At 71.1% G+C, this 21,346-nt stretch carries 15 protein-coding genes, 2 tRNA genes and 1 pseudogene; 6 read left to right on the plus strand and 12 right to left on the minus strand.

The window, feature by feature from the left end; all coding sequences use genetic code 11:
• Positions 1-119 precede the first annotated feature (119 nt).
• Positions 120-977, minus strand: a complete 858-nt coding sequence (locus ACIBK3_RS45475) for an aldo/keto reductase (RefSeq protein ID WP_399374468.1) — start codon at positions 975-977, stop codon at positions 120-122.
• Between the two features lie 74 nt (positions 978-1,051).
• On the opposite strand from ACIBK3_RS45475, the gene ACIBK3_RS45480 reads away from it, so the two are divergent.
• The gene (locus ACIBK3_RS45480) at positions 1,052-1,705 is read left to right on the plus strand and encodes a DNA-binding response regulator (RefSeq protein WP_399374469.1); all 654 of its coding nucleotides are present in this window, start codon (positions 1,052-1,054) and stop codon (positions 1,703-1,705) included.
• 51 nt (positions 1,706-1,756) lie between these two features.
• On the opposite strand, the gene ACIBK3_RS45485 is transcribed toward ACIBK3_RS45480, so the two are convergent.
• The 3 genes from ACIBK3_RS45485 to ACIBK3_RS45495 form a co-directional block, all read right to left on the minus strand.
• Positions 1,757-2,200 (minus strand): cytidine deaminase, encoded by a 444-nt coding sequence (locus ACIBK3_RS45485; RefSeq protein WP_399374470.1) that lies wholly within the window; start codon positions 2,198-2,200, stop codon positions 1,757-1,759.
• A gap of 168 nt (positions 2,201-2,368) precedes the next feature.
• Positions 2,369-2,441: transfer RNA gene (locus ACIBK3_RS45490), tRNA-Arg, on the minus strand.
• A gap of 188 nt (positions 2,442-2,629) precedes the next feature.
• A tRNA-Ser gene (locus tag ACIBK3_RS45495) sits at positions 2,630-2,720 on the minus strand.
• Positions 2,721-2,933: 213 nt separating this feature from the next.
• Here ACIBK3_RS45495 and ACIBK3_RS45500 point away from each other — a divergent pair.
• Both ACIBK3_RS45500 and ACIBK3_RS45505 read left to right on the plus strand, forming a co-directional pair.
• Complete coding sequence (locus tag ACIBK3_RS45500; protein WP_399374472.1) at positions 2,934-3,506, plus strand: SSI family serine proteinase inhibitor; 573 nt, start codon at positions 2,934-2,936, stop codon at positions 3,504-3,506.
• A 253-nt stretch (positions 3,507-3,759) separates the two neighbouring features.
• On the plus strand, positions 3,760-8,778 hold the full coding sequence (locus tag ACIBK3_RS45505) for a PAS domain-containing protein (protein ID WP_399374474.1): 5,019 nt from the start codon (positions 3,760-3,762) through the stop codon (positions 8,776-8,778).
• Between the two features lie 233 nt (positions 8,779-9,011).
• Here ACIBK3_RS45505 and ACIBK3_RS45510 read toward each other — a convergent pair whose 3' ends face one another.
• Positions 9,012-9,590, minus strand: coding sequence for a TetR family transcriptional regulator (locus tag ACIBK3_RS45510; protein ID WP_399374476.1), 579 nt, complete (start codon positions 9,588-9,590; stop codon positions 9,012-9,014).
• 125 nt (positions 9,591-9,715) lie between these two features.
• On the opposite strand from ACIBK3_RS45510, the gene ACIBK3_RS45515 reads away from it, so the two are divergent.
• Positions 9,716-10,954, plus strand: a complete 1,239-nt coding sequence (locus ACIBK3_RS45515) for an MFS transporter (RefSeq protein WP_399374477.1) — start codon at positions 9,716-9,718, stop codon at positions 10,952-10,954.
• Between the two features lie 377 nt (positions 10,955-11,331).
• On the opposite strand, the gene ACIBK3_RS45520 is transcribed toward ACIBK3_RS45515, so the two are convergent.
• The 5 genes and pseudogenes from ACIBK3_RS45520 to ACIBK3_RS45540 form a co-directional block, all read right to left on the minus strand.
• A complete protein-coding gene (locus tag ACIBK3_RS45520) occupies positions 11,332-12,975 on the minus strand; it encodes a long-chain fatty acid--CoA ligase (protein WP_399374502.1) in 1,644 nt (547 codons plus the stop codon).
• A 266-nt stretch (positions 12,976-13,241) separates the two neighbouring features.
• Positions 13,242-13,862 (minus strand): SigE family RNA polymerase sigma factor, encoded by a 621-nt coding sequence (locus tag ACIBK3_RS45525; protein ID WP_399374479.1) that lies wholly within the window; start codon positions 13,860-13,862, stop codon positions 13,242-13,244.
• Positions 13,863-14,254: 392 nt separating this feature from the next.
• Positions 14,255-15,421 (minus strand): lipid-transfer protein, encoded by a 1,167-nt coding sequence (locus tag ACIBK3_RS45530; protein ID WP_399374480.1) that lies wholly within the window; start codon positions 15,419-15,421, stop codon positions 14,255-14,257.
• A gap of 233 nt (positions 15,422-15,654) precedes the next feature.
• Positions 15,655-16,086: pseudogene (locus tag ACIBK3_RS45535) on the minus strand (MaoC/PaaZ C-terminal domain-containing protein); the annotation flags it as partial.
• 92 nt (positions 16,087-16,178) lie between these two features.
• The gene (locus ACIBK3_RS45540) at positions 16,179-17,120 is read right to left on the minus strand and encodes a bifunctional MaoC family dehydratase N-terminal/OB-fold nucleic acid binding domain-containing protein (RefSeq protein WP_399374482.1); all 942 of its coding nucleotides are present in this window, start codon (positions 17,118-17,120) and stop codon (positions 16,179-16,181) included.
• A gap of 439 nt (positions 17,121-17,559) precedes the next feature.
• Between ACIBK3_RS45540 and ACIBK3_RS45545 the strand changes: the two genes are divergently transcribed.
• Complete coding sequence (locus tag ACIBK3_RS45545; protein ID WP_399374483.1) at positions 17,560-18,426, plus strand: bifunctional DNA primase/polymerase; 867 nt, start codon at positions 17,560-17,562, stop codon at positions 18,424-18,426.
• A gap of 108 nt (positions 18,427-18,534) precedes the next feature.
• Positions 18,535-18,966 carry a hypothetical protein gene (locus ACIBK3_RS45550; RefSeq protein ID WP_399374484.1) on the plus strand — a complete coding sequence of 144 codons (432 nt, stop codon included), beginning with the start codon at positions 18,535-18,537 and terminating at the stop codon, positions 18,964-18,966.
• 1,039 nt (positions 18,967-20,005) lie between these two features.
• On the opposite strand, the gene ACIBK3_RS45555 is transcribed toward ACIBK3_RS45550, so the two are convergent.
• Together ACIBK3_RS45555 and ACIBK3_RS45560 are read right to left on the minus strand one after the other, a co-directional pair.
• Positions 20,006-21,136: a tyrosine-type recombinase/integrase gene (locus ACIBK3_RS45555; protein WP_399374485.1), complete on the minus strand. Its 1,131-nt coding sequence runs from the start codon at positions 21,134-21,136 to the stop codon at positions 20,006-20,008.
• Entirely contained in the window at positions 21,136-21,345 is a 210-nt protein-coding gene (locus ACIBK3_RS45560) for a helix-turn-helix domain-containing protein (RefSeq protein ID WP_399374487.1), read from the minus strand. The genes ACIBK3_RS45555 and ACIBK3_RS45560 overlap by 1 nt, the downstream gene beginning before the upstream one ends.
• Position 21,346: the final 1 nt, after the last annotated feature.

The following is a 21,346-nucleotide window of genomic DNA, read 5'->3' on the forward strand; positions in this document are numbered from 1 at the left end:
GACGAACCACGCCCATCTCTCCCGCTGCCGACCGGAGTTCATGCCCACCCACCCGAACTAAACGATCACGTTCGGAAAGCGGATGGCGTCTCAGGACAGGACAGGACACTCAACTCACCTCAGGTCAGGTCGGAGAGGTCCTCTGGGGTGAGTGCGAGGGACCCGGCGGCGGTGTTCTCCTCGAGGTGGGCGAGGGAGCCGGTGCCGGGAATGGCCAGCGTGACCGGTGAGGAGGCGAGCAGCCAGGCCAGGGCGATCTGGGGAACCGTGGCGCCATGCCGTTCCGCGACCTTCGCGATGCGCTCACCGGAGACGTCGCTCAGGCCGCCGCCCAGCGGGAAGAAGGGCACGTAGGCGATGCCGGCATCCTCGCAGGCGGCCAGCACTTCGGTGTCATCGCGCTTGGCGGCGTGGAAGTGGTTCTGCACGGCGACGACGGGTGCGATCGCCCGGGCCTCGGCAAGGTGGCCGGCGGTGACGTTGCTCAGGCCGAGGTGACGGATCAGCCCCTCCTCACGCATCGCGGCCAGGACCTCGAACCGTTCGGCGACGGATTCCCCGTGCGGCGGCGGCTCCGCGCCCCCGATGCGCAGATAGACGAGATCGAGGCGATCCACGCCGAGGGTCTCCAGGTTCTCCTCGACCAGCGGTCGCAGCACCGCGGGGTCGGTGCCCGCGGCCAGTCCGCCGTCGGGGGTGCGCACCGGCCCGACCTTGGTCGCGACGACCAGGCCGGCCGGGTAGGGGTGAAGGGCCTCGCGGATGAGGGCGTTGGCACGGACGGTGCCGTCGCCGCTGGCGTAGAAGGCGGCGGTGTCGATGTGGTCGACGCCGAGCTCCACGGCACGGCGCAGTACGGCACGACCGGTCTCGGGATCGCGGGCCGGCCCGTGGAAGCTGTTCGTGGGCAGACGCATGGCCCCGAAGCCGATCCGGTTGATCAGAAGGTCGCCACCAAGGCGGAAGTCACTGCTCATGAACCCAGCCTGGGCCGTGGTGCGCCGGGACCGTGAGCCCGTGGCAGCTTGCTGCCATCAGGCACACTGGTGGCGTGGCAGAGATCGTGACGATCCGCGGTGACCTGGAACTCCTCGCTCGCACCCAGCACCTGTTCTCCTCGGTCCGCGAGGAGTTCGTCTGCGCCGCCCGCGACCTCGACACCTGGCCCCGTCCCGACGCCCGCCAGGCCGCCCGCGCCCGGGTCAGCGGCAGCGGCACACGGCAGATCCGCAAGCTGCTCAGCCCGGCTTCTCTGGCCGACGAGAGCAGCCGCGACCACCTGAGCGAGCTCGTCGACGAGGGCGCCCGGGTACGGATCGCCGCCACCCCACTCCCGCACGAGACGATCATCATCGACCGCCGGTACGCGATCCTCGCCGGTGTGGAAACCCCCGGCGGTCGCGAGTACACCGTGACGACCGCCCCGGCCCTGGTCGGCGGAGTCCACGCCCTGTTCGAAGCCGCCTGGGAGACGGCCACCGACCTCAAGGCGTTCCTCCGCGGCGAGCAGCCCCGGCTCGACCCCGAGAGTCGTACGGTCCTGCGCGCCCTGGGCTCAGGAGCCACCGACGAGACAGCCGCCCGAGAACTCGGCATGTCCCTGCGAACCTACCGCCGCCGAGTGGCCGAACTCCTCAGCACCCTCGACGCGGCGTCCCGCTTCCAGGCAGGCGTACGCGCAGGTGAACTCGGCCTCAGCTCCTGAGGAACCATCCACCTCGCACAACCGCCGCACATCCCCGCAACAGTCCTGCCGTCACTCGGCGTGCTGCGATGGTGAGGGCCACCGCCCGTCGGCGAACTGCAGACCCCAGTAGTAGGGGTTCACTTCCGCGAGCGTCCGCCCCTCCCACTGGGTGGGATCACCTTCCCGAGGGACGGCAACTTCGACTGACGGCCCCCAAAGCGCAAGCCGTTCCTGGCAGACGCCGCAAGGCGGCAAGATCAGAAACCTGTCGTGCTCGATGTCACGGCAGACGCAGACTGAGGCAGTGACGACCCGGTCCTGGGTGTAGGCCTGAATGAAAGCCCCGGTCTCCTGGCAGAGTGCAACCGAGCCGTTCATGTTGTCGAGACCGACGCTGGTGACGATGCCACCGTCGGCGAGCCGTACAGCGGCTGCACCGCCGGGTCCACCCAAGGGCCAGCGGCGGTCCATAAGTTCCACGGCCGCGTCTACAAGTGACTGGTCGAGTTTCATGCTCAGGAGCATGACACGGGCGCTGATTCGGTCCAGAGCACGGACGTGGTACCCGGAAGGGCGGCGAGTCTGGAGTCGAGCGACTGAGGGCCGCTTTCCGGACGCACTGATGTCAGCCCCTGATGTCAAAGGCCCCGCCGGGCGAACCGGCGGGGCCTTTGACCTGTGTGCACTCGGCAGGATTCGAACCTGCAACCTTCTGATCCGTAGTCAGATGCTCTATCCGTTAAGCTACGAGTGCTTGTTCTCTTTTCTCGCCGTTCCTGGCCGTTCTGGCCCGCTCGCGGCGACAGGAAGAACATTACATGACTGCCGCCGCCATGTGAAATCCGTTAGCCATACCGCTTGTGACCTGCGGAAACGCCTCAGATGGGGGTAGGCGGGAACGACGAAGCCCCGGCCTGTGGACCGGGGCTTCGTGATCTGGTGCGGAGGCGGAGGGATTTGAACCCTCGATGGGCTTTAAGGCCCAAACCGCATTAGCAGTGCGGCGCCATAGACCGGACTAGGCGACGCCTCCAGCACAGCCGCCCGCGCGAGCGCGAGTGGTGCGTGCAGATGATGACACAGTCGAGCGGGGTGTCACCAATCGCCTCCCACGGTACTAGGCGGGCGGGCCGCAGAGCAAAGCCGTTAGCGGCGACGTCGGCGGTGACGGTGAAGAGTCGGTGCGGTGGAGTGGGGCGGTGGGGTGGCGGCGCAACGTCCCGGTGGCTGTTGCGTTAGTCAGGTCATGTCGCAGGTCACCCGGCTCGGCCGGTTCTCACGGTTCGCTCCGCTGCTCGTCGCCGTCGGCTCCGTCGGCGCGGTCGTCCCCCTGTCCGCGGGTCCCGCGGCCGCCGCCGCTCCCGTCACCCTCTCGCCCGCGCCCCCGCCTGTCCGCGACGAGGACCGGCCGGCCGGCGGTGACCACCTCACCGTCACCGTGCGGAACGCGGGCGACGGTGCCGACGGAACGTACGAGGTGGACTGTCATCCCAGTCGGGGCAGCCATCCCGACGCCGGCGGCGCGTGCGCCGTCGTCGACCGGAACACCCGGTGGGGGACGGACGCCTTCGCTCCGGTGCCGAAGGACAGTGTCTGCACCATGCAGTACGGCGGCCCGGCCACCGCACACGTCACCGGGACCTGGGCCGGACGACCCGTCGACACCAGGTTCGACCGCAGCAACGGCTGCCAGATCGGGCGCTGGGACCGGCTCGTACCGCTGCTGCCCAGGCTGGGTTCCTCTGAGGTCCTCAAGCCCCAGGCCGGCTCCCCTCCCGCGCCCCTGCGTCGTTTCGTGGCGGACGCCCCGGCTCCGTAAAGGTCCCGGAAAGGTCGTGAGGACGTCCCGCCCAGGTCATTCCGAGCCGAACCGGGAGACCACGGGGGGAGACCAGGCGGGTAGTCGTGTATGCGGTCACACGTTCTACGTCACTTCGTCGTGCGACCTCCCTCTCATCCGGCGTCGCGAGCGCAACCGGTGCCCTTAGACTCCCTCGCGTGACACGTTGCGGGCCGGTTGGCAAGATGGCCCGAGCGGTCGGCTAGGTGCGGTAACAGGGAGGAAGCGTCTCGTGAGCAGCAGGCCATCCCGAGGCGCTGCTCGCCTCGCAGCCATACTGGACGCGCTTCCCGATGCGTTGGTGCTGGTCAACGCCAACGGAACCGTCGTCAACGCGAACACGATCGCGCTCGAGGCATTCGAGGCGCCAGGGACTGCCCTCGTCGGGCGGGGGCTGCTCGATCTGCTGCCGCAGTTCGACTCCAAGCTGATCCCGGGCTCGATGCGACGGCCCGACCACATGGATCCGCGCGGGCGGACCAAGCCGACCCGGATGATCGCGCGGCGGACCGACGGGAGCGAGTTCCCGGTCGAGGTCACCAGCGCGAACCTGGAGAACGGCCAGCAGGCCTACGACGGCTACGGCTCCGGCGCCGACGAGCTGCTGATGCTCGTCGTACGGGACCTGACCGGCACCGTCGACACCGAGGCCGAGCTCGCCCGCTCGCAGCGGCAGACCGAGATGATCCTGCGGGCCGCGTCCGAGGGTGTCGTGGGAACGGACACCGACGGCCGGATCGTCCTCGTGAACCCGGCCGCCGCTCAGATACTGGGTTACCGGGCCAGCGACCTCGGCGGGCGTGAACTGCACGACCTCGTGCTGCACTCCCGTGCCGACGGCACGCCCTTCCCGTACGAGGAGTCGCCGCTCGCCGACACCCTGCGCTCCGGGCGCAAGCACCGGGTGCGCGGGCAGGTGCTGTGGTCGAAGAAGGGCGACAAGGTCCCGGTCGACCTCACGACCGCGCCCGTCCGTGACGGAGACCAACTTGTCGGCGCCGTGATGACCTTCACCGACCGGCGTCCGTACGACGCGCTCGCCGAGGAGAAGTCCACCGTCGAGAAGCGCCACGAGGAGCAGCTGGAGCGGCTCTCCGAGGAGCACGCCTCCGAGCTGACCGCGCTGCGCCAGAAGCACATCAACGAGCTCGAAGAGATCCAGGAGCAGCACGAGGAAGAGCTCGCCGCGGGCGAGGAGCGGTACGCCGCACTCGGTGAGCGGGAGAAAGACCGCTACGAGGCTCTCGCCGGGCGGCACGAGCAGTTGCTGACACTGCTGGCCCAGTCGCTGCGCGGGCCCCTCGACGAACTGCGCCGTGAGCTGTCCGCCCTGGCCGCCGACGACGCGGGCCAGTTGTGGCCCGAGGCCAACCAGGTGCTGCATCACCTGTCGGCCGGTTATTCGCGGATCACGACCCTCATCGACAACGTCCTCGGCTACCAGCGCCTCGACACCGGCGCCGACGGCATCACCCGTACGAAGGCGATGCTCGACGCCGTCGTCGCGGCGGGTGTGGAAGGGGCCGTGGAGCTGATCGGTCCCGGGCGTGTGCAGTTCGCCGTGCACGCGCCGCCCATCGAGGCCGAGGTCGACTCCCGGCTGCTCGCGACCGCGCTCGCGCATCTCGTGGCCGACGTCGCCGGTGTCGACGCGACCGGCAACGCGCCCGTCTCGGCGGGCGGTTACATGGACAACACCGTCGTGGTGGCGGCGGCGCAGCGTGGCGAAGTCGTACGGATCGAGGTGCGCGGGCCGTACGCCGGGGGAGACCCGGTGCACGAACCGATCGTGCGCGGGATCGTGCGGGCCCACGGTGGCGTGCTGCAGACGCACGAAGTGCCGGGCATGAGCGGCAGTGCCTACGTTCTGGAAGTGCCCCTCGGTGGCGGTGCCGGGGCCGTCGCGGCTCCGGGGCCCGCGGCGCTGGAGGCCGGACCCGGCCCCGCCGAGATCGCCGTACCCGAACAAGCCGCTTCCGGTGCCACCTCCGGGGGTGGCCGGCGGCGGGCCCGGCGGGCCACCACGGACGCCTTCCTGGAGGCCGAGGTGCCGGGCGGCGACGGTGACGGTGCCGAGGCGGAGGCCGCCGCACCGACCGGACGGCGCCGGCGGCGGGCTGCCGCGGCACAGGAGCCCGCACCCGTCCCGGCCCAGGCGGCGGACGAGAGCGGCGACGTGTCCGGCGGTACCGGACGGCGGCGAGGACGACCGGCCGAGATCGGCTCCGGTGACGGTGGTGGCATTGCTGCCGCTGAGGACGGTAGCGGCGGTGGCGGCGGTGGCGGTGCGGAGGCCGCCGCCGGTGTCGCGGGTGTGTCGGAGGGGGCTGTCGTCACCGCTGCCGAGCACGCGGCCGGGACCGCGGCGGCGGGGACCGGTCTCGGCGGTACCGTGCCGCCGCAGGGCGTACCCGTGCCCGCTTCCGGCGGCGGACGGCGTGCTCGGCGTGACGGCGGCGAACAGCACGCGCTGCCGCCGGCCCTGCCTGCCGTGGCATCCGGCGGCTCCGGCGACGATGCGCAGCAGCCCACGGGACGGCGTCGGCGTGCGCTGGCCGCCGCCAATGAGCGGGCCGCCGCGCAGGAGGCCGGCCCTCGTACGGTGTTCGCCCTGCCGCCCGCCGACGCGGACCGCTCGGCGGACAGCACGGGCGGGCAGGGGGTGGCTCCGGCCTCGGCTCATGCTCAGAACCAGGTACAGGCTCCAGGACTGGTGCAGGCTCCAGGATCGGTGCAGGCTCCGGGGCTGGCGCAGGTTCCCGGCCAGGGTGTGCCCGCCGACGCCGGTGTCGACGACGGGCGGCACGACGCCGTGCCGCACAGCCAGGCCGACGACCACACTCCGCCGCAGCCGCACCCCGCGAACGCACCGACAGGCCGCCGCCGGCGAGCGGTCGGCCAGCGGGCGGAGGCGGAAGCCGCCGGGGCGCCCGCAGAGGTCCCGGCTCAGGGAGCCGCCGGCCAGGCCGCGCAGGACACACGTGTCCGGGCGGGGGTGCCTCAAGCCCGCCCGGCTCAGGGGGCTGCGGTCGGACATGCCGGTACGGCCGGACAGCCGGCGCAGTCCGGGCCGCCGGTGCCGGTCGGGCAGGCCGGTCAGCCGGGTGCCCCGGTGCCCGCGTCGGATGCCGCCGCCCATGGTGTTCAGATGGCACCCGGCCAGCCGGTCGTGTCTCCGGCCGGCCCGGCCGGTCCGGCGCAGACGGCACCGGCTCAGGGTGCCCCGGCTCCCACTCCCCTTCCTGCGCAGAACGCGCCCGGGCAGGGCGGGACGCCCGCTCACTACGCGCAGGGGCAGCCGGTGCCTGGCGCTTCCGTGCCCGGGCAGCCCGCGCCCGGCACGGCCGGACCTGGCCAGCCTGTACCGGCCCAGCCCGTTCCTGGCGTTCTGATGCCTGGTCAGCCGGGGCCCGGTGTTCCGGTGCCTGGTCAGGCGCCCGTTCCAGGACAGGCCGCGCCCGGTCATGCCGCCGCCCCCCACCAGGCCGCGCCCGGTCAGGCGGTCCCCCATCAGGCCGTGCCCGCCCAGGGGCTCCCGGCTCAAGGCGCCCCTGGTGCCCGAGGCGTGCCCGGCGCCGGCGCCAGCGCCGCCGCAGGCCAGCCGCTCCCCGCCGAGGCCACGCCCGGCCAGGGCGTCCACGGTCAGATCGCCCCCGGCCAGGGCGCCACCGGTCAGCAGGCCACGGCCGGCCAGGCCACCCCTGCCCAGGCCACCGCTGCCCAGGCCACCCCTGGTCCGGTCTCCCCAGGCCAGTCAACCCCCGCCCAAGGCATCCCGCCTCACGGCACCCACACGCCCCAGCAGTGGCCCGGTACGCAGGACACGTCCGGCACCGGGATGGCCGTACCCCCGAACGGCCACACCGCTCCCGTACCCCCGAACGCCGCCGCCCCCCTTCCGCCGAACGCGGCCACCCCCGTACCGACCGCCGGCGCCCAGCCTCCGAAGGCGCAGCCCACCAGTACCCCCGGGCCCGGCACCCCGCTCCCCCCGGAGGCCGCCGCAGCCCACCCCCGCGCCGCCCAGCCCCTTCCCGCGGAAGCGACCGGAGCCGGTGCAGGGGCAGGCGCACGGTCAGGGGCCACCCCGCCCCCCGCCTCCCCAGAGCCCCCGGTGGACCCCAACTCCACCCAGGGCAGGGCCATCAGCGTGCGCACGCTCGGTCAGGGCGTACCGTTCACCCGGCAACCGCAGGCACCGCATCCCGCCACGCCTCCCCCGCATCAGCCGGGCGGCTCGGGTCGGCGCCGTAAGCTCGGGACGCGGAACGACCCCGGTGCCGGGCACGCGGAGCAGGGAGCTCGTCCGCATCCGCAGGGCGACCAGGCTGTCGTACCGCAGCAGTCGCAGCCCCAGACGTCGCTCGCCGGGCAGTCCCGGCTGGCGCAGGGGACCGAGGGGACGGGACGGTCGTACGCCATAGGAGCACCGGATGTGAACGCCGCGGAGGGACCCGAGCCCCTGGACGGGCCGGGCGGTGCCGTCGAGGTGGCGGATCCGCCGCTGCCGCAGCCGATGGACGACGAACTGCCGCCGGAGCCCCTGGACAACCCGCGCAGGCTGCTGGTGTGGCCGGCGCCGGACGTGACCACGCAGCAGGCGCTGAGCGACCGCGGGTACCGGCCGGTCATCGTGCACTCGCGCGAGGAGGTCGACGCGCAGATCGCGGCGTTCCCCGCCGCGCTGTTCGTGGACCCGCTGACCGGGCCGATCACGCGGACGGCGTTGCAGTCGCTGCGGCAGGCGGCGGTCGCGGCCGAGGTGCCGGTGCTGGTGACGGCCGGGCTCGGGCAGGCCTCGCGGGAGGCGGCGTACGGCGCCGATCCCGCCGTACTGCTGAAGGCGCTCGCCCCGCGCGACAGTGAGCAGCACCCGCCGCGGGTCCTGCTGATCGAGGAGCACGCCGAGATCGCGCTCGCGCTGACGGCGACGTTGGAGCGGCGCGGGATGCAGGTCGCGCGGGCCGCGAGCGACGCGGACGCGGTGACGCTGGCGGGGCAGCTCAGGCCCAACCTCGTCGTGATGGACCTGATGCAGGTGCATCGGCGGCGGGCCGGCATCGTGGACTGGCTGCGCGCCAACGGGCAGCTCAACCGCACTCCGCTGGTCGTCTACACCGCCGCCGTCGACCAGGCGGACCTGCCGCGGCTGGCGTCCGGGGAGACGGTCCTCTTCCTCGCCGAGCGGTCCACGAGCGGTGAGGTGCAGAGCCGGATCGTCGACCTGCTGGCCCGTATCGGCACCAACTGATCCGCACCCGCAGCTTCGGGTCCCGTACAGGCGCCGATTGATCCGGGTCAGGGCTGACTGATCCGGATCAGCACCAGCCGGGTCGGGTCGGAGCCGGGTCGGAGCCGGATCGGGTCGGGCCGGGTCGGCACCAAGTGACCCGGGTCGGCACCGACGGACCCGGGTCGATCCGGATCAGCACCAGCCAGGCCGGGTCGGCACCAACTGACCCGGGCCAGGGCAACGCAGCACGCCTACGGCGCGACCAGCCTCCGTGCCGCCTGCTTGATCGAGGCGCGCAGGCGTTCGCGGTCGGTGTCCTCCGGGCCGGTGAGGATGCGACGCATCTGCGGGACCGCGGCGGACCAGTTGGCGAGCGCCGTCAGCAGGAACAGCAGGTCACGGGGCGGGAACGCGTCCGTGATGACACCCCGGGCCTGGCCGTCCTCGATGGCGGCGACCTTGCGGGTGTAGTGGTCCTGGCGCTCGGGCTCGTCGGGGAGTTCGGAGGTGCCGTACTCGATGCCCTCCCAGAAGAGGAGGCGCAGCAGTTCGGGGTGGGTGGAGTGGTAGTCGATCAGGCGGTCGATCCAGCCCTCGATGTCGTCCGGGTCGACCGGGACGGCGGCGGCGAGGTCGACCATGCAGCTGCCCAGGACCTGGCTGAACAGCTCCGCCTTGTTGCCGAAGTAGGCGTAGATCAGCTGCTTGTTCGCCTTGGCCGCGGCGGCGATCCGGTCGATGCGGGCGCCCGCGATGCCGTGCCGGGCGAACTCGGCGACCGCCGCCTCGAAGATCCGGGCCTTGGTGGCCTGGGGGTCTCTGACTGCCATGAGGGCAGGGTACCGCCTAAGTAACCAACAGGTTGGTTGACAGGGAATTCGGACGGGGTCCAGACTGTTGAGCCGTATCAACCAACCAGTTAGTTGCTAGAGTCGGCTCTAAGGAGCTCGTCCCCATGCCCACCGCATCCGCTGCCCGAGCCCGACAGGCCCGCACGCCGACACGTCAGCCGGGCACCGCGCACCGCTTCCTCCTTCCCCTGATCGCCCTGGCCACCGCCGTGACGGCCGCCAACATCTACCTCGCGGCCCCGCTGCTCCCTCTCATCGCCGACGACTTCGGCTCGACCCCCTCGGCCGTCGCCTGGGTCGCCTCGGTCGCCCAGTTCGGCTATGCCGCCGGCCTCCTCGTCTTCGCCCCGCTCGGCGACAGCGTCGACCGGCGCCGGCTGGTCGCCGTCCTGTCGCTCGTCACGGCCGCGGCACTGGTCGCGGGCGCGGCGGCCGCGGGGACCACCGCGCTCGCCGCGGCCGTCCTGGTCGCCTCCGCCGCGACCGTCGTCCCGCAGCTCCTCGTGCCGCTGGTCGCCCAGCGCGCCCCCGCCGACCGGCGCGCCCGCCATGTCGCTGCCGTCATCGCGGGCCTGTTCACCGGCATCGTGGCCGCCCGCGTCCTCGGCGGACTGATCGGCCAGGCCTTCGGCTGGCGTGTGGTGTTCGTGGGCGCGGCCGTCCTGACGGCCGTCCTCGGACTGGCCACCGCGTACGTCCTCCCCGTGGAGGAACGCCGCCGGTCCGGCCCGCTGTTCGCCGGCCTCGTCGCGCTGCCGTCCGTCGTCCGCCGCTCGCCCGACCTGTGGCGCGCGTGCGTACGCCAGGCCGGGATGTACGGCGCCTGGAGCGCCCTGTGGACCTCGCTCGCGCTGCTGCTGACGGGCTCGGCGTACCACCTGTCCACGGCGAGCGCCGGACTCTTCGGCCTCTTCGGGCTGGCGGCCAGCGTGGTCGCGCCCCTCGCCGGCGGCCTGGTCGACCGCTTCGGCGCCGCGAAGGTCGTACGGTCCGCGTATCTGCTCGCCGCCGTCTCCGTACCGCTGTTCTGGCTGGGCGGGCAGATGCTGTGGGCCCTGTTCGCCGCCGCGATCGCGATCCACGCGGCCCTGGTCACCTCCCACGTCGCGAACCAGACCCTCGCACTGACCTCGACCTCCACCCCGGCGACCGCCAACACGGCCTACGTCGTCGCCGGCTTCGCGGGCGGCGCCACCGCCTCCGCCCTCGCGGGCTCGGCCTTCAGCCACTTCGGCTGGGGCGGGGTCACCGCGGTGGCGGGGACGTGGCTGGTGCTGGGGTGGGTGAGCACGGCGATACGGCGGGATTCCGGGAAGCCGGGTTCTGTCACGCCTGTTCAGTGACGCCGGGTTCCGGTCCGGGGGAGTCGGGTTCCGGTCCGGGGGGCCGGGTCCCGGTTCGGGGGAGTCGGGTTCGGTGAGGCCGGGTTCCGGTTCGGGGGAGTCGGGTTCGGTGAGCCGGGGCCCGGTCCCGGGCTGGCGGGTTCGGTGAGCCGGGGCCCGGTCCGGGGCTGGCGGGTTCGGTGAGCCGGGGCCCGGTCCGGGGCTGGCGGGTTCGGTGAAACCGGGTCCGGCCCGGGGGAGTCGGTTCGGTGAGCCGGTTCGGTGAAACCGGCCGGCGCCGAGTCGACGTCGACGGAGTCCCCTTCGGTACGGCGGTGATGTGCGCGTGCGCCGGGCAGGCACCCTGTGGTGTTCCGCCCGGCGCACCCGCGCGTTCCTCAGAGCTTCGTGATGTCCAACTGCCCCTCCGCGTACTGCCTTCGCAGCACCTTCTTGTCGAACTTGCCGACGCTGGTCTTCGGCACCGCCTCGATGATCGTCCAGCGCTCCGGCAGCTGCCACTTGGCGACCCGGCCCTCGGCGGCGAGGAAGGCGCGCAGGGACTCGAAGTCCGCGGTGGCGCCCTCCTTGAGGACGACCGTGGCCAGCGGGCGCTCGCCCCACTTCTCGTCGGGGACGGCGACGACGGCCGCCTCGGTGATGTCCGGGTGGGACATCAGCGCGTTCTCCAGGTCCACCGAGGAGATCCACTCGCCGCCGGACTTGATCACGTCCTTGGCCCGGTCGGTGAGGGTGAGGAAGCCGTCGGGGGAGATGGTGCCGACGTCACCCGTCTTCAGCCAGCCGTCCTCGCTGAACTTGTCGGCGGGGCGCAGCGGTTCGGCGTCCGGGCCGTTGTAGTAGGCGCCCGCGATCCAGGGGCCGCGCACCTCCAGTTCGCCGGCCGACTCGCCGTCCCAGGGAAGCCGTTCGCCGCCGGGACCGGTGAGGCGGGCCTGGACGCTCGTCGGGAAGCGGCCCTGAGTGAGTCGGTACGCGAACTCCTCCTCCGTACCCACCACGCGGGCCGGCGGACGGGCGACCGTGCCGAGCGGGGACGTCTCCGTCATGCCCCAGGCGTGGCAGACCCGCATGCCCAGCTTGTCGAACGCCTCCATCAGCGCGGGCGGACAGGCCGAGCCGCCGATGGTGACCTGCTGCAGGGTGGAGACGTCCCGGGGCTTCACCGCCAGCTCGGCCAGCAGGCCCTGCCAGATGGTGGGGACGGCGGCCGCGTGCGTCGGCTTCTCGCGCTCGATCATCTCGGCGAGCGGGGCCGGCTGGAGGAAGCGGTCCGGCATCAGCATGTTCACGCCGGTCATGAAGGTCGCGTGCGGCAGACCCCAGGCGTTGACGTGGAACTGGGGGACCACGATCAGCGAGGTGTCCTGGTCCGTCAGGCCCATCGACTGGGCCATGTTGACCTGCATGGAGTGCAGGTAGACCGAACGGTGGGAGAAGAGCACACCCTTGGGGTCGCCCGTCGTCCCGGAGGTGTAACACATGGCGGCGGCCTGCCGCTCGTCCAGCTCCGGCCAGTCGTACGTCGTCGGCTTTCCGGCGAGCAACTCCTCGTACTCGTGCACCCGAACGGCCGCGCCCGCGAGGAGGGTGCGATCGCCCGGCCCGGTCACCACCACGTGCTCGACCGTCTTGAGGTGCGGGAGCAGCGGGGCCAGCAGGGGGAGCAGCGAGCCGTTGGCGATCACGACCCTGTCGGCCGCGTGGGCCACGATCCAGGCCAGCTGGTCGGGCGGGAGGCGGAGGTTGAGCGTGTGCAGGATCGCGCCCATGGAGGGGATCGCGAAGTAGGCCTCGACATGCTCGGCGTTGTTCCAGGCGAGCGTCGCCACACGGTCGTCGCCGACGACCCCGAGGTCCTCGCGCAGCGCGTGCGCCAGCTGGGCGGCACGGGCGCCGATCTCGGCGAAGGAACGGCGCTGCGGCTCGTCCTCACCGGTCCAGGTGATCACCTGCGATGTGCCGTGAACCGTCGACCCGTGGGTCAGGATCCTGGAGATCAGCAGCGGTACGTCCTGCATGGTGCTCAGCACGGCGTCCTCCCGAGGCGACGTTGCCTGCGCGGTAGTAAGGGCTGCGCAGATTCTGCGCGCATACCGCGCGGTATGTCACTAGGCCAGGATGATCGATCACGTCACGTTGTGCTCACCGCGTGAAGACGGTACCGGTTCGGGCCAGGCGGTATGTGAGTTCTTCACGTATGCGCGGTGCTCCATATGCGCGGTGCTCTGTGTGCGCGGTGCTCTGTGTGCGCGTCGCCTGATTTCGAGTTACTGGAGCTGTCGAGTCATCGGACCAGGCCGAGCTCCGGGTCCTCGCGGAGTTTGCCCAACGCCCTCGACACCGCCGACTTGACGGTGCCGACGGACACCCCGAGCACCTCGGCCGTCTGGACCTCGCTGAGGTCCTCGTAATACCTGAGGACGACCATCGCCCGCTGCCGGGCGGGCAGCTTCGTGATCGCCCGCCACATCGCGTCGTGCAGCGCCTGCTGCTCCGCCGGATCGGCGCCGGCCGACTCCGGCTCCGGTTCCGGCAGTTCGTCGCACGCGAACTCGTCGACCTTGCGCTTGCGCCACTGCGAGGTGCGCGTGTTCAGCAGCGCTCGGCGCACATAGCCGTCGAGCGCACGGTGGTCCTCGATCCGCTCCCAGGCCACGTAGGTCTTGGTGAGCGCGGTCTGCAGCAGGTCCTCCGCGTCGCTCGGGTTCGCGGTGAGCGACCGGGCGGTACGCAGCAACACCGGCTGGCGTGCCTTCACGTACGAGGAGAACGACGGGTATGAGGGACAGGCGGACTGGGAGGGGTACGAGGGCTGGGCGGGGTATGAGGGCTGCGAGGAGTACGGAAGGGTCTGCGTCGCCGGCGTGGCGGCCTTCGAAGCGCTGGTGCAGACGGGTGTGGTCATGGCTCAACGCTATGAGCGTGGGCCCCTCCCGCTCATCGGCCGCAGGTCCCTAAGACGAGTCCGCCTCAGGTTGTAGGGGTGGTGCTGGCTGCACCTCCTGAAGGTGGACGAGCGGGACGGGCGTACTGCGGGATTACCCCTGGGGGTCATCCGTCGTCGGCTGCGACCGGTTCACCCCTGGGGCGTCGCAGGACCGAATGCGGAACAGGGGATGCGGAATACGGTCGGCTGCCGCGCGGTAGGCCGCGGTGTCCTGCGGTAGCCCGTGGTCGCGTGGCAGCCCTTGGCGTCCCGTGGCGTCGTCCCTTGGCGTCCCGTGGCAGCCCTTGGCGTCCCTTGGCAGCCCGCGGTATCCCGCATTAGCCCGACCGGCGGTGGTCCGGTGCCGTGTGTCAGTGGTCCGAGGTCAGTACCAGGCCCGACGTCGGCACCCCCGTCCCCGCTGTCACCAGGGCCCGGCTCGCTCCCGGTATCTGGTTCACGGCGGTGCCTCGGATCTGGCGTACGCCTTCCGCGATGCCGTTCATCCCGTGCAGATACGCCTCCCCCAGCTGTCCCCCGTGTGTGTTCAGCGGCAGCCGCTCCTCCGCCACGAAGTCGGATGCCTCCCCCTTTCCACAGAAACCGAACTCCTCCAGTTGTGTCAGCACGAACGGGGTGAAGTGGTCGTACAGGATCCCCACATCGATGTCGGCGGGCGTGAGTCCGGAGGTCTGCCACAGTTGCCGGGCCACCACGCCCATCTCCGGCAGGCCGGTCAGGTCGTCGCGGTAGAAGCTGGTCATCTGCTCCTGCGCCCGGCCCGCTCCCTGGGCGGCCGCCGTGATGACGGCGGGCCGGTGGGGCAGGTCTCGGGCCCGCTCCACGGAGGTGACCACAAGCGCCTGGCCGCCGTCGGTCTCCTGGCAGCAGTCCAGCAACCGCAGCGGCTCGACGATCCAGCGGGAGGACGCGTGGTCGGCCAGGGTGATCGGGCGGCCGTGGAAGTAGGCCGCCGGGTTGGTCGCCGCGTATTTGCGGTCCGTCACCGCCACATGCCCGAACGCCTCCGGTGTCAGCCCGTACGCGTGCAGATACCGCTGGGCCGCCATCGCCACCCAGGACGCCGGTGTGAGCAGCCCGAAGGGCAGGGACCAGCCGAGCGCGACCCCCTCCGCCGACGGCTCCCGGTGCTGCACGCCCGAGCCGAATCTCCGGCCCGACCGTTCGTTGAAGGCGCGGTAGCAGACGACCACCTCGGCCACGCCTGTGGCGACGGCGAGCGCGGCCTGCTGGACGGTGGCACAGGCCGCCCCGCCGCCGTAGTGGACGCGGGAGAAGAAGGCCAGCTCGCCCATTCCGCAGGCCTGGGCGACGGTGATCTCCGGGCTGGTGTCCATCGTGAACGTGACCATCCCGTCCACGTCGGCCGGTTGCAGCCCGGCGTCCGCCAGCGCGGCCCGCACCGCCTCAGCCGCCAGCCGCAGCTCGCTGCGCCCTGAGTCCTTGGAGAACTCCGTGGCCCCGATACCGACGATCGCCGCGCGGCCGCCGAGCGTGTCCCGGGTGCGTAGGCTCATCCCGGCGCTCCTCGCTCTGTGAGCACTTCCGGTTGTGTGACCTCTTCCGGCTCTTCCGGCTCTTCCGGCTCTTCCAGTCCTGCCGGTCCTGCCGGTCCTGCCGGTCCTGCTGGTCCTGCTGGTCCTGCAGATGCTGTCGGTCCTGTCGGTCCTGCCGGCTCCTCAGTCTCCCGGGATTTCTCCAACTCCCCTGCGTTCCCCACCCCGCCGTGCTCCTCCCGACCCGACGGCTGCTCCCTCGGGACAGTGACCGTCACCGTGCCGGTCACATGTCTGCCGGTCGCATTGGTGCCGATCACGCGGACGGTCGCGGTGTCGCCGTACACGGTGTCGGTCTCGGTGTCGGTCTCGGTCTCGGCCACCTCCTCGGTCACGTCCTCGATCGTGCCCGTCAACACCATCGTGTCCCCCGGGTAGTTGGGAGCACCGAGTCTGATGGCCACCTTGCGGAGTACGGCCCGTGGGCCGAAGTGGTCGGTGATGTAGCGGCCGACCAGGCCGTTCGTCGTGAGGATGTTCATGAAGATGTCCGGGGAGCCCTTCTCCCGGGCCAGTTCGGCGTCGTGGTGCACGTCCTGGTAGTCGCGGGAGGCGATAGCCCCGGCGACGATGAGCGTGCGGGTGATCGGTATCTCCAGCGGCGGGAGTTCATCGCCGGGTGCCATGCGGCCCTCGCCCGTCTTCACGCGCTCTCCGGGGGCGCCTTTCTTCCGGTCTGCTCCTGTCTTCACGCGGCTGTTTCCGTCTGCTCCTTTCTTCACGCGGCCTCCCCTCCAGCGCGGAAGGCCGGCAGCACCAACTCCTCGTCGTGTTGCTGGAATTCGAGCCGGACCGGCTGGCCGATCCGCACCTTGTCGTAGGGCACGCCCACCACATTGCTGATCATTCGGACGCCCTCCGCGAGTTCGATCAGGGCCACCGCGTAGGGGGGGGCGAAGGCCGGGAAGGGGGGGTGGTGCAGGACCACGTACGAAAAGACGGTGCCCTCGCCGCTCGCCTCGATCGTGTCCCATTCCGGGCAGCCGCAGGCGTTGCAGCCGGGGAGCCAGGGAAAACGCAGGCTCGCGCAGGCCGTGCAGCGCTGTATGAGGAGCCGGTGTTGTCGTACGCCGTCCCAGAAGCCGGCGTTGTCGCGGTTGACGACGGGACGGGGGCGCGTCACGGGGCGGGGCGGGGGCTTCCGCTCCGGTCGGTGTGCCGGGGCGTACTTGAGGATGCGGAAGCGGTGGGTGCCCGCGAGGTGCTCGCCCACGCGGACCTCCATGCGGGTCGTCACGAAGTACCCCGTGCCGAGCTTGGTCGTCTTGCGGTCCGACACCGACTCGATGACCGAGTCGAAGGTGATCTCGTCGCCGGGGCGCAGGGGTCTGAAGTACTCCTGCTCGCAGTCGGTGGCGACCACCGCGGTGCAGCCCTGCTCGTCGAGGAGGGCGAGCAGTTCGTCGTACGCCTCTGTCCGCCCGGTGTGGCCGGAGAGGCCACCCATGGTCCACGCCTGGAGCATGGTGGGCGGCGCGATGGCATCCGGGCCGAGATACGCCGGGTTGGTGTCGCCCATCGCCTCGCACCAGTGCCGGATCATGGGCCTGTTGACGGGGTCTTTCCCGACGCCGGCGACGGCGGCGGAGCGCCCCTCGAACGCCTTCAGCCGCTGCTCCAGGCTCTTCGGGGCACCGCTCGCCCCCGACATGTCACTCATCTTCGCCCCCTCGCTGTCCCCTGCTCATCCCTCGTGTCACCTGCGGCATCGCGCCGTTCCGCACCATGCCGCGTCGCGTAGTCACTTCTGGTACACCGCAGCCGCCGGTCCGGTTCCCACCCTCCTCGCGAAGATTTCTGACTGTCCGTCAGATGCGCAGAGCTGTCAAGGCCACCGGCCCGCACGCGAAAACGTCTGCGCGGCGATGCTGTAGTAGCGCCCCGCAGACTCCTGCCCCCAGAACACCCAACGCGCTGGAGTTCAGAGGGCGGACGCCGCAGCGCCGAACCCCGCCACGGGGCGAAGGTGAAGGACGTGCCGCCGTTCTCCGGCTCACCGGCCGTGAACGCGGAGCCGTGGACCTGGACAAATCCGCCCGCTCGGCGAGTCAAAGCCAACCCCCCTTCCTTTTTTCGAACATACGTACGAACATAGAGGCATGGCCACCACCGACCGGCAGGCCACGACGCTGGCCCTCGCACACGCCCTGTCAGCCGCCGAACGCGGACTGGCCGTCATCCCCCTGTCCCGGACGAAGCTCCCGGCCCTGCGCTCCCCCCACCGCGACGACCCCGCGGCCCCGCCCTGCCACGGTGAGTGCGGGCGCTTCGGCCACGGGGTCTACGACGCCGCCACCGACCCCTCACGCATCCGCGAACTGTTCGCCGCCGCACCCTGGGCGACGGGGTACGGCATCGCCTGCGGCCTGCCGCCGCACCATCTGATCGGCATCGACCTCGACACGAAGTCCGGAACGAACTCCTCGGCGGCTCTGCGCGAACTCGCCCTGCGGCACCTGTTCACGATCCCCGACACGGTCGTCGTACTGACCCCGAGCGGCGGCCGCCACCTCTGGCTCAGCGGCCCGCCGGACGTCGTCGTCCCCAACTCGGCCGGCCGTCTCGCCCCCGGCATCGACATCCGGGGCGCCGGCGGCTATCTCGTCGGACCCGGCTCCCGTACGGAGCACGGCGAGTACGTCACGGCGCCCGGCACCGCCCACCTGGCTCCGGCGGCCTGCCCGCCCGCGCTTCTGCGGATCCTGCTGCCCCCACCCCGCACCCACCACCCCACACCGCCGTCGACCGGCGACCATGGCCAGGGCCTGGTCCAGTTCGTGCTCGCCGCGCACGAGGGCCAGCGCAACACCCGCCTGTTCTGGGCGGCCTGCCGCGCCTACGAGGACGGCATCGGCCCCGCCCTGGTCGACCCGCTCGTCGACGCGGCCCTGAACACAGGGCTCAGCGAACGCGAGGCCCGGGCGACGATCGCGTCGGCGGCGCGGATGACGGGGCACCGGCCCTGAGAAACGTTCCCTGCAGGACCGAACAGCGCACGAAACGTTTTCCGGGGGGCCGGACAGCACACGAAACACAGGAGCACCATGCACCGCCGCCGCCCCAGAGTGCCGACCATGTCCCTGAGCCGTGTCGTCCTGACGTCCGGCCGTTCGCTCGACCTCTCCGAGTTGCGGCTGTCCTCGACATACGGCGGGAGGCTGCAGGACTACCCCTGCAAGCCGGTCAACGACCTGAAGATCGAAGGACTGGTACGGGCGGCCGAGCGGGCGTTCCCAGCCACGCCGGTGCACCTCGTACCGCCCCCGCGCGAGTATCCCGACCAGTACACCGGCGCGTTCGGCCCGGTGGAGGTGCTGCCCGCCGTGGCCTGCGTCGGCGCGTTCCACTCCACAGCCCTGGACCCGCACCACGACCCGATCCTGTACGGCTCCTCACTGACCGTCATCTGGTTCCAGACCACCGCGCACATGCCGTACGACTGCGACGCGGAGCCCGCGCTGCGGGACATCCCGTGGGAGAAGCTGGCCCGGGACCACGAGCTGTAGCCCGGAAATGCCCTTCAGGTGTTGGCGGAGGACGGGCCGAGGGGCCGTGATTCCTGACCGCAGGTTGGCCGCACGCGCTGGTCAGGAGTGGGATACCGGCGAGGCAGGGAGAGACAAGGTCATGCCGAAGGGGTGCCGCTCCGGAGAGTGGCACCCCTTCTGACCTGCAACGCCTATGACCTGCGCGGAGGCGGTGGGATTTGAACCCACGGTGACATCGCTGCCACGACGGTTTTCAAGACCTTTCGGCGATCAAGGACTTCCGGTCTTCCCTCGCAGATCAGACGGCTGCAGGTACCCCAGCGGAGCCGTCGTCGTCATCGACGTGCCCGCTGCGTGCCCCTCGGGCAAGCTCGTGCCTGGCTGATCCAGGAGTTCACCGTCGCCGCCCCGGAACCGTGAGGCCACACCTTCGTCAATGGCCGTCTCCTGCCCGCCCTGCTGCCAGGCGTAGACACGAATCGGGTCGAGGTGGAGTTCATTCGGGCCCAAGCAGTCAGCCGCCCAGGTGGCCAGGCGAGAGCCGCAGACGCAGGCCAGGTTAGGGCCATTCGCGCCAGTGGGCCCGCAGCACCCGAGCCAGTTGTCCCCAAGCTCGAAGGGTTCAAGGCGTGGCAGAACATCGTCTGGGTGGACGACGAAGCTGTTACGGCATCCGGCGGACACTGTGTTGCCGGTGTCCGCAGCTCGTAGCAACTCGCGCCCAGTGTTATGGGCGAGGCGGCGGAACTTATCGGCAGCGACGAACGGGGCACCCCACGGCTCAGGGTCGACGGCGTAATACCCGCCAGGGACGGTGGAGCGAGCTCGACCGGTCTTCTTGTCCCGGCCATGATCTGGGTCGTCCACCTCCGGAACGATTGGCAGCGCCACCAGGTCCCCGGTGATCGCTGTCCCGCACTTGGCGCAGTAGAAGACGGTCACACATCGTGTTCTACCGTCTGTCAGTCCGGAACGTCCAAGGACATTTGTGCAAGGGAGCGGCCCCCGACCAGGCGCGTGGTCAGGGGCCGTTGAGGTGAGTAGAGCGGCGCGGAAGTCAGTCCGAAACGGCCTCCGCAGAGCCGTCGTCGGTGTCTGAGCCGGTGAGCCAGGCGTCCGCGGCTTCCGCCACCTGGTCGTCGCGGCCGGCGACCGGCCGGGCGTAGTGCCGGGTGGTGACGCTCGCGTTCGAGTGACCGAGGCGGTGCGCGGCGGTCATGACGCCGTACCGATCGGCAACCCATGTGCCGTGCGAGGCCCGGAGATCGTGTGGAGTCACGTCGGTCAGCCCGGCCGCCGACACCGCAGGGTCGAAGTACACCTTGCGCCACTGGTTGTAGCGCAGCGGTTTCCCCGCTGGTGTGGTGAACAGGAGTGCGTCGTCCCCGTCGGGCAGCTGCTCGATGTACTTCCCGAGCCGCTTCGCCAGGGCCGGGCCGACACGGAGAAGCCGCTTCTGATGCGACTTGGGAGTGTCGAAGACCAAGGTTCCGTTGGCTTCGGCGAGGTTCTCGTCCACCAGGACGAAGCCGCCGGCCACGTCGATGTCCGTACGCCGAAGGGCGAACGCCTCACCGACTCGCAGGCCCGCGTACGCGAGGAGCGCGATCAGCAGATCATGCGGCTGAGCAGCACTCCGGACGATCCGAGAGGCTTCGAGTGGGGTGAGGATGTGCGGCTCCGTCTGCGGCATCCGAGGCAGCTTCACACCCCGGCACGGCGTCTGCTGGATCATGTCGTTGTCCACGGCCGACCGCATGATCTGCGACAGAACCCGGTACGCCTGCCTGATCCGCGACGCGCTGAGTCCCTTGGTCCGCATGCCGGCGACCCACTCAGTCACGGTGATCGGCCGGAGGCTCGACAGCTCACGGTCACCCAGTGCGGGGTTGATCAGCGATCGGTACGACGCTTGAGTCTTGTGCTTGAGCTGAGGAGAGACCGCAGCCAGCCACCGAGCCGCCCAGTCTCGTACGGTCGTCTGCCCTTCGAGGGGGTCCAGCCACCGGCCGTCCTCGATCTCGATCCGCTTCTTTGCGAGCCAGCGATCGGCGTCGGTGGACGTGGCGAAAGTCCGGTCGGCGGGACGGAGCACGCCGTCAGGCCCCGGGTAGCGAGCCTGGAAGCGACCAGATGGCAGCTTGCGAACCCTGCCGAAGTTCCGACGGGACTTACGCTTGCCAGCCATCAGGCGACCCTCCTGAGCCCCGTCGGCCGCAATACGACCGGTTCCACCGTGTTGGCGTCCACGAACGCCTTTACAGCCTGCTCAGGGATGCGGACGTGTCGGCCGACCTTCACGAAGGTGATCCGTCGTTCCTCGATGAGACGCCGCGGGAAGCGGACGCCCGTGCCGAGCCGTTCGGCAACCTGTTGCACGGTGAGCAAACGGTCCATG

The organism is Streptomyces sp. NPDC050287, assembly GCF_044459385.1.
GTDB lineage: Bacteria > Actinomycetota > Actinomycetes > Streptomycetales > Streptomycetaceae > Streptomyces.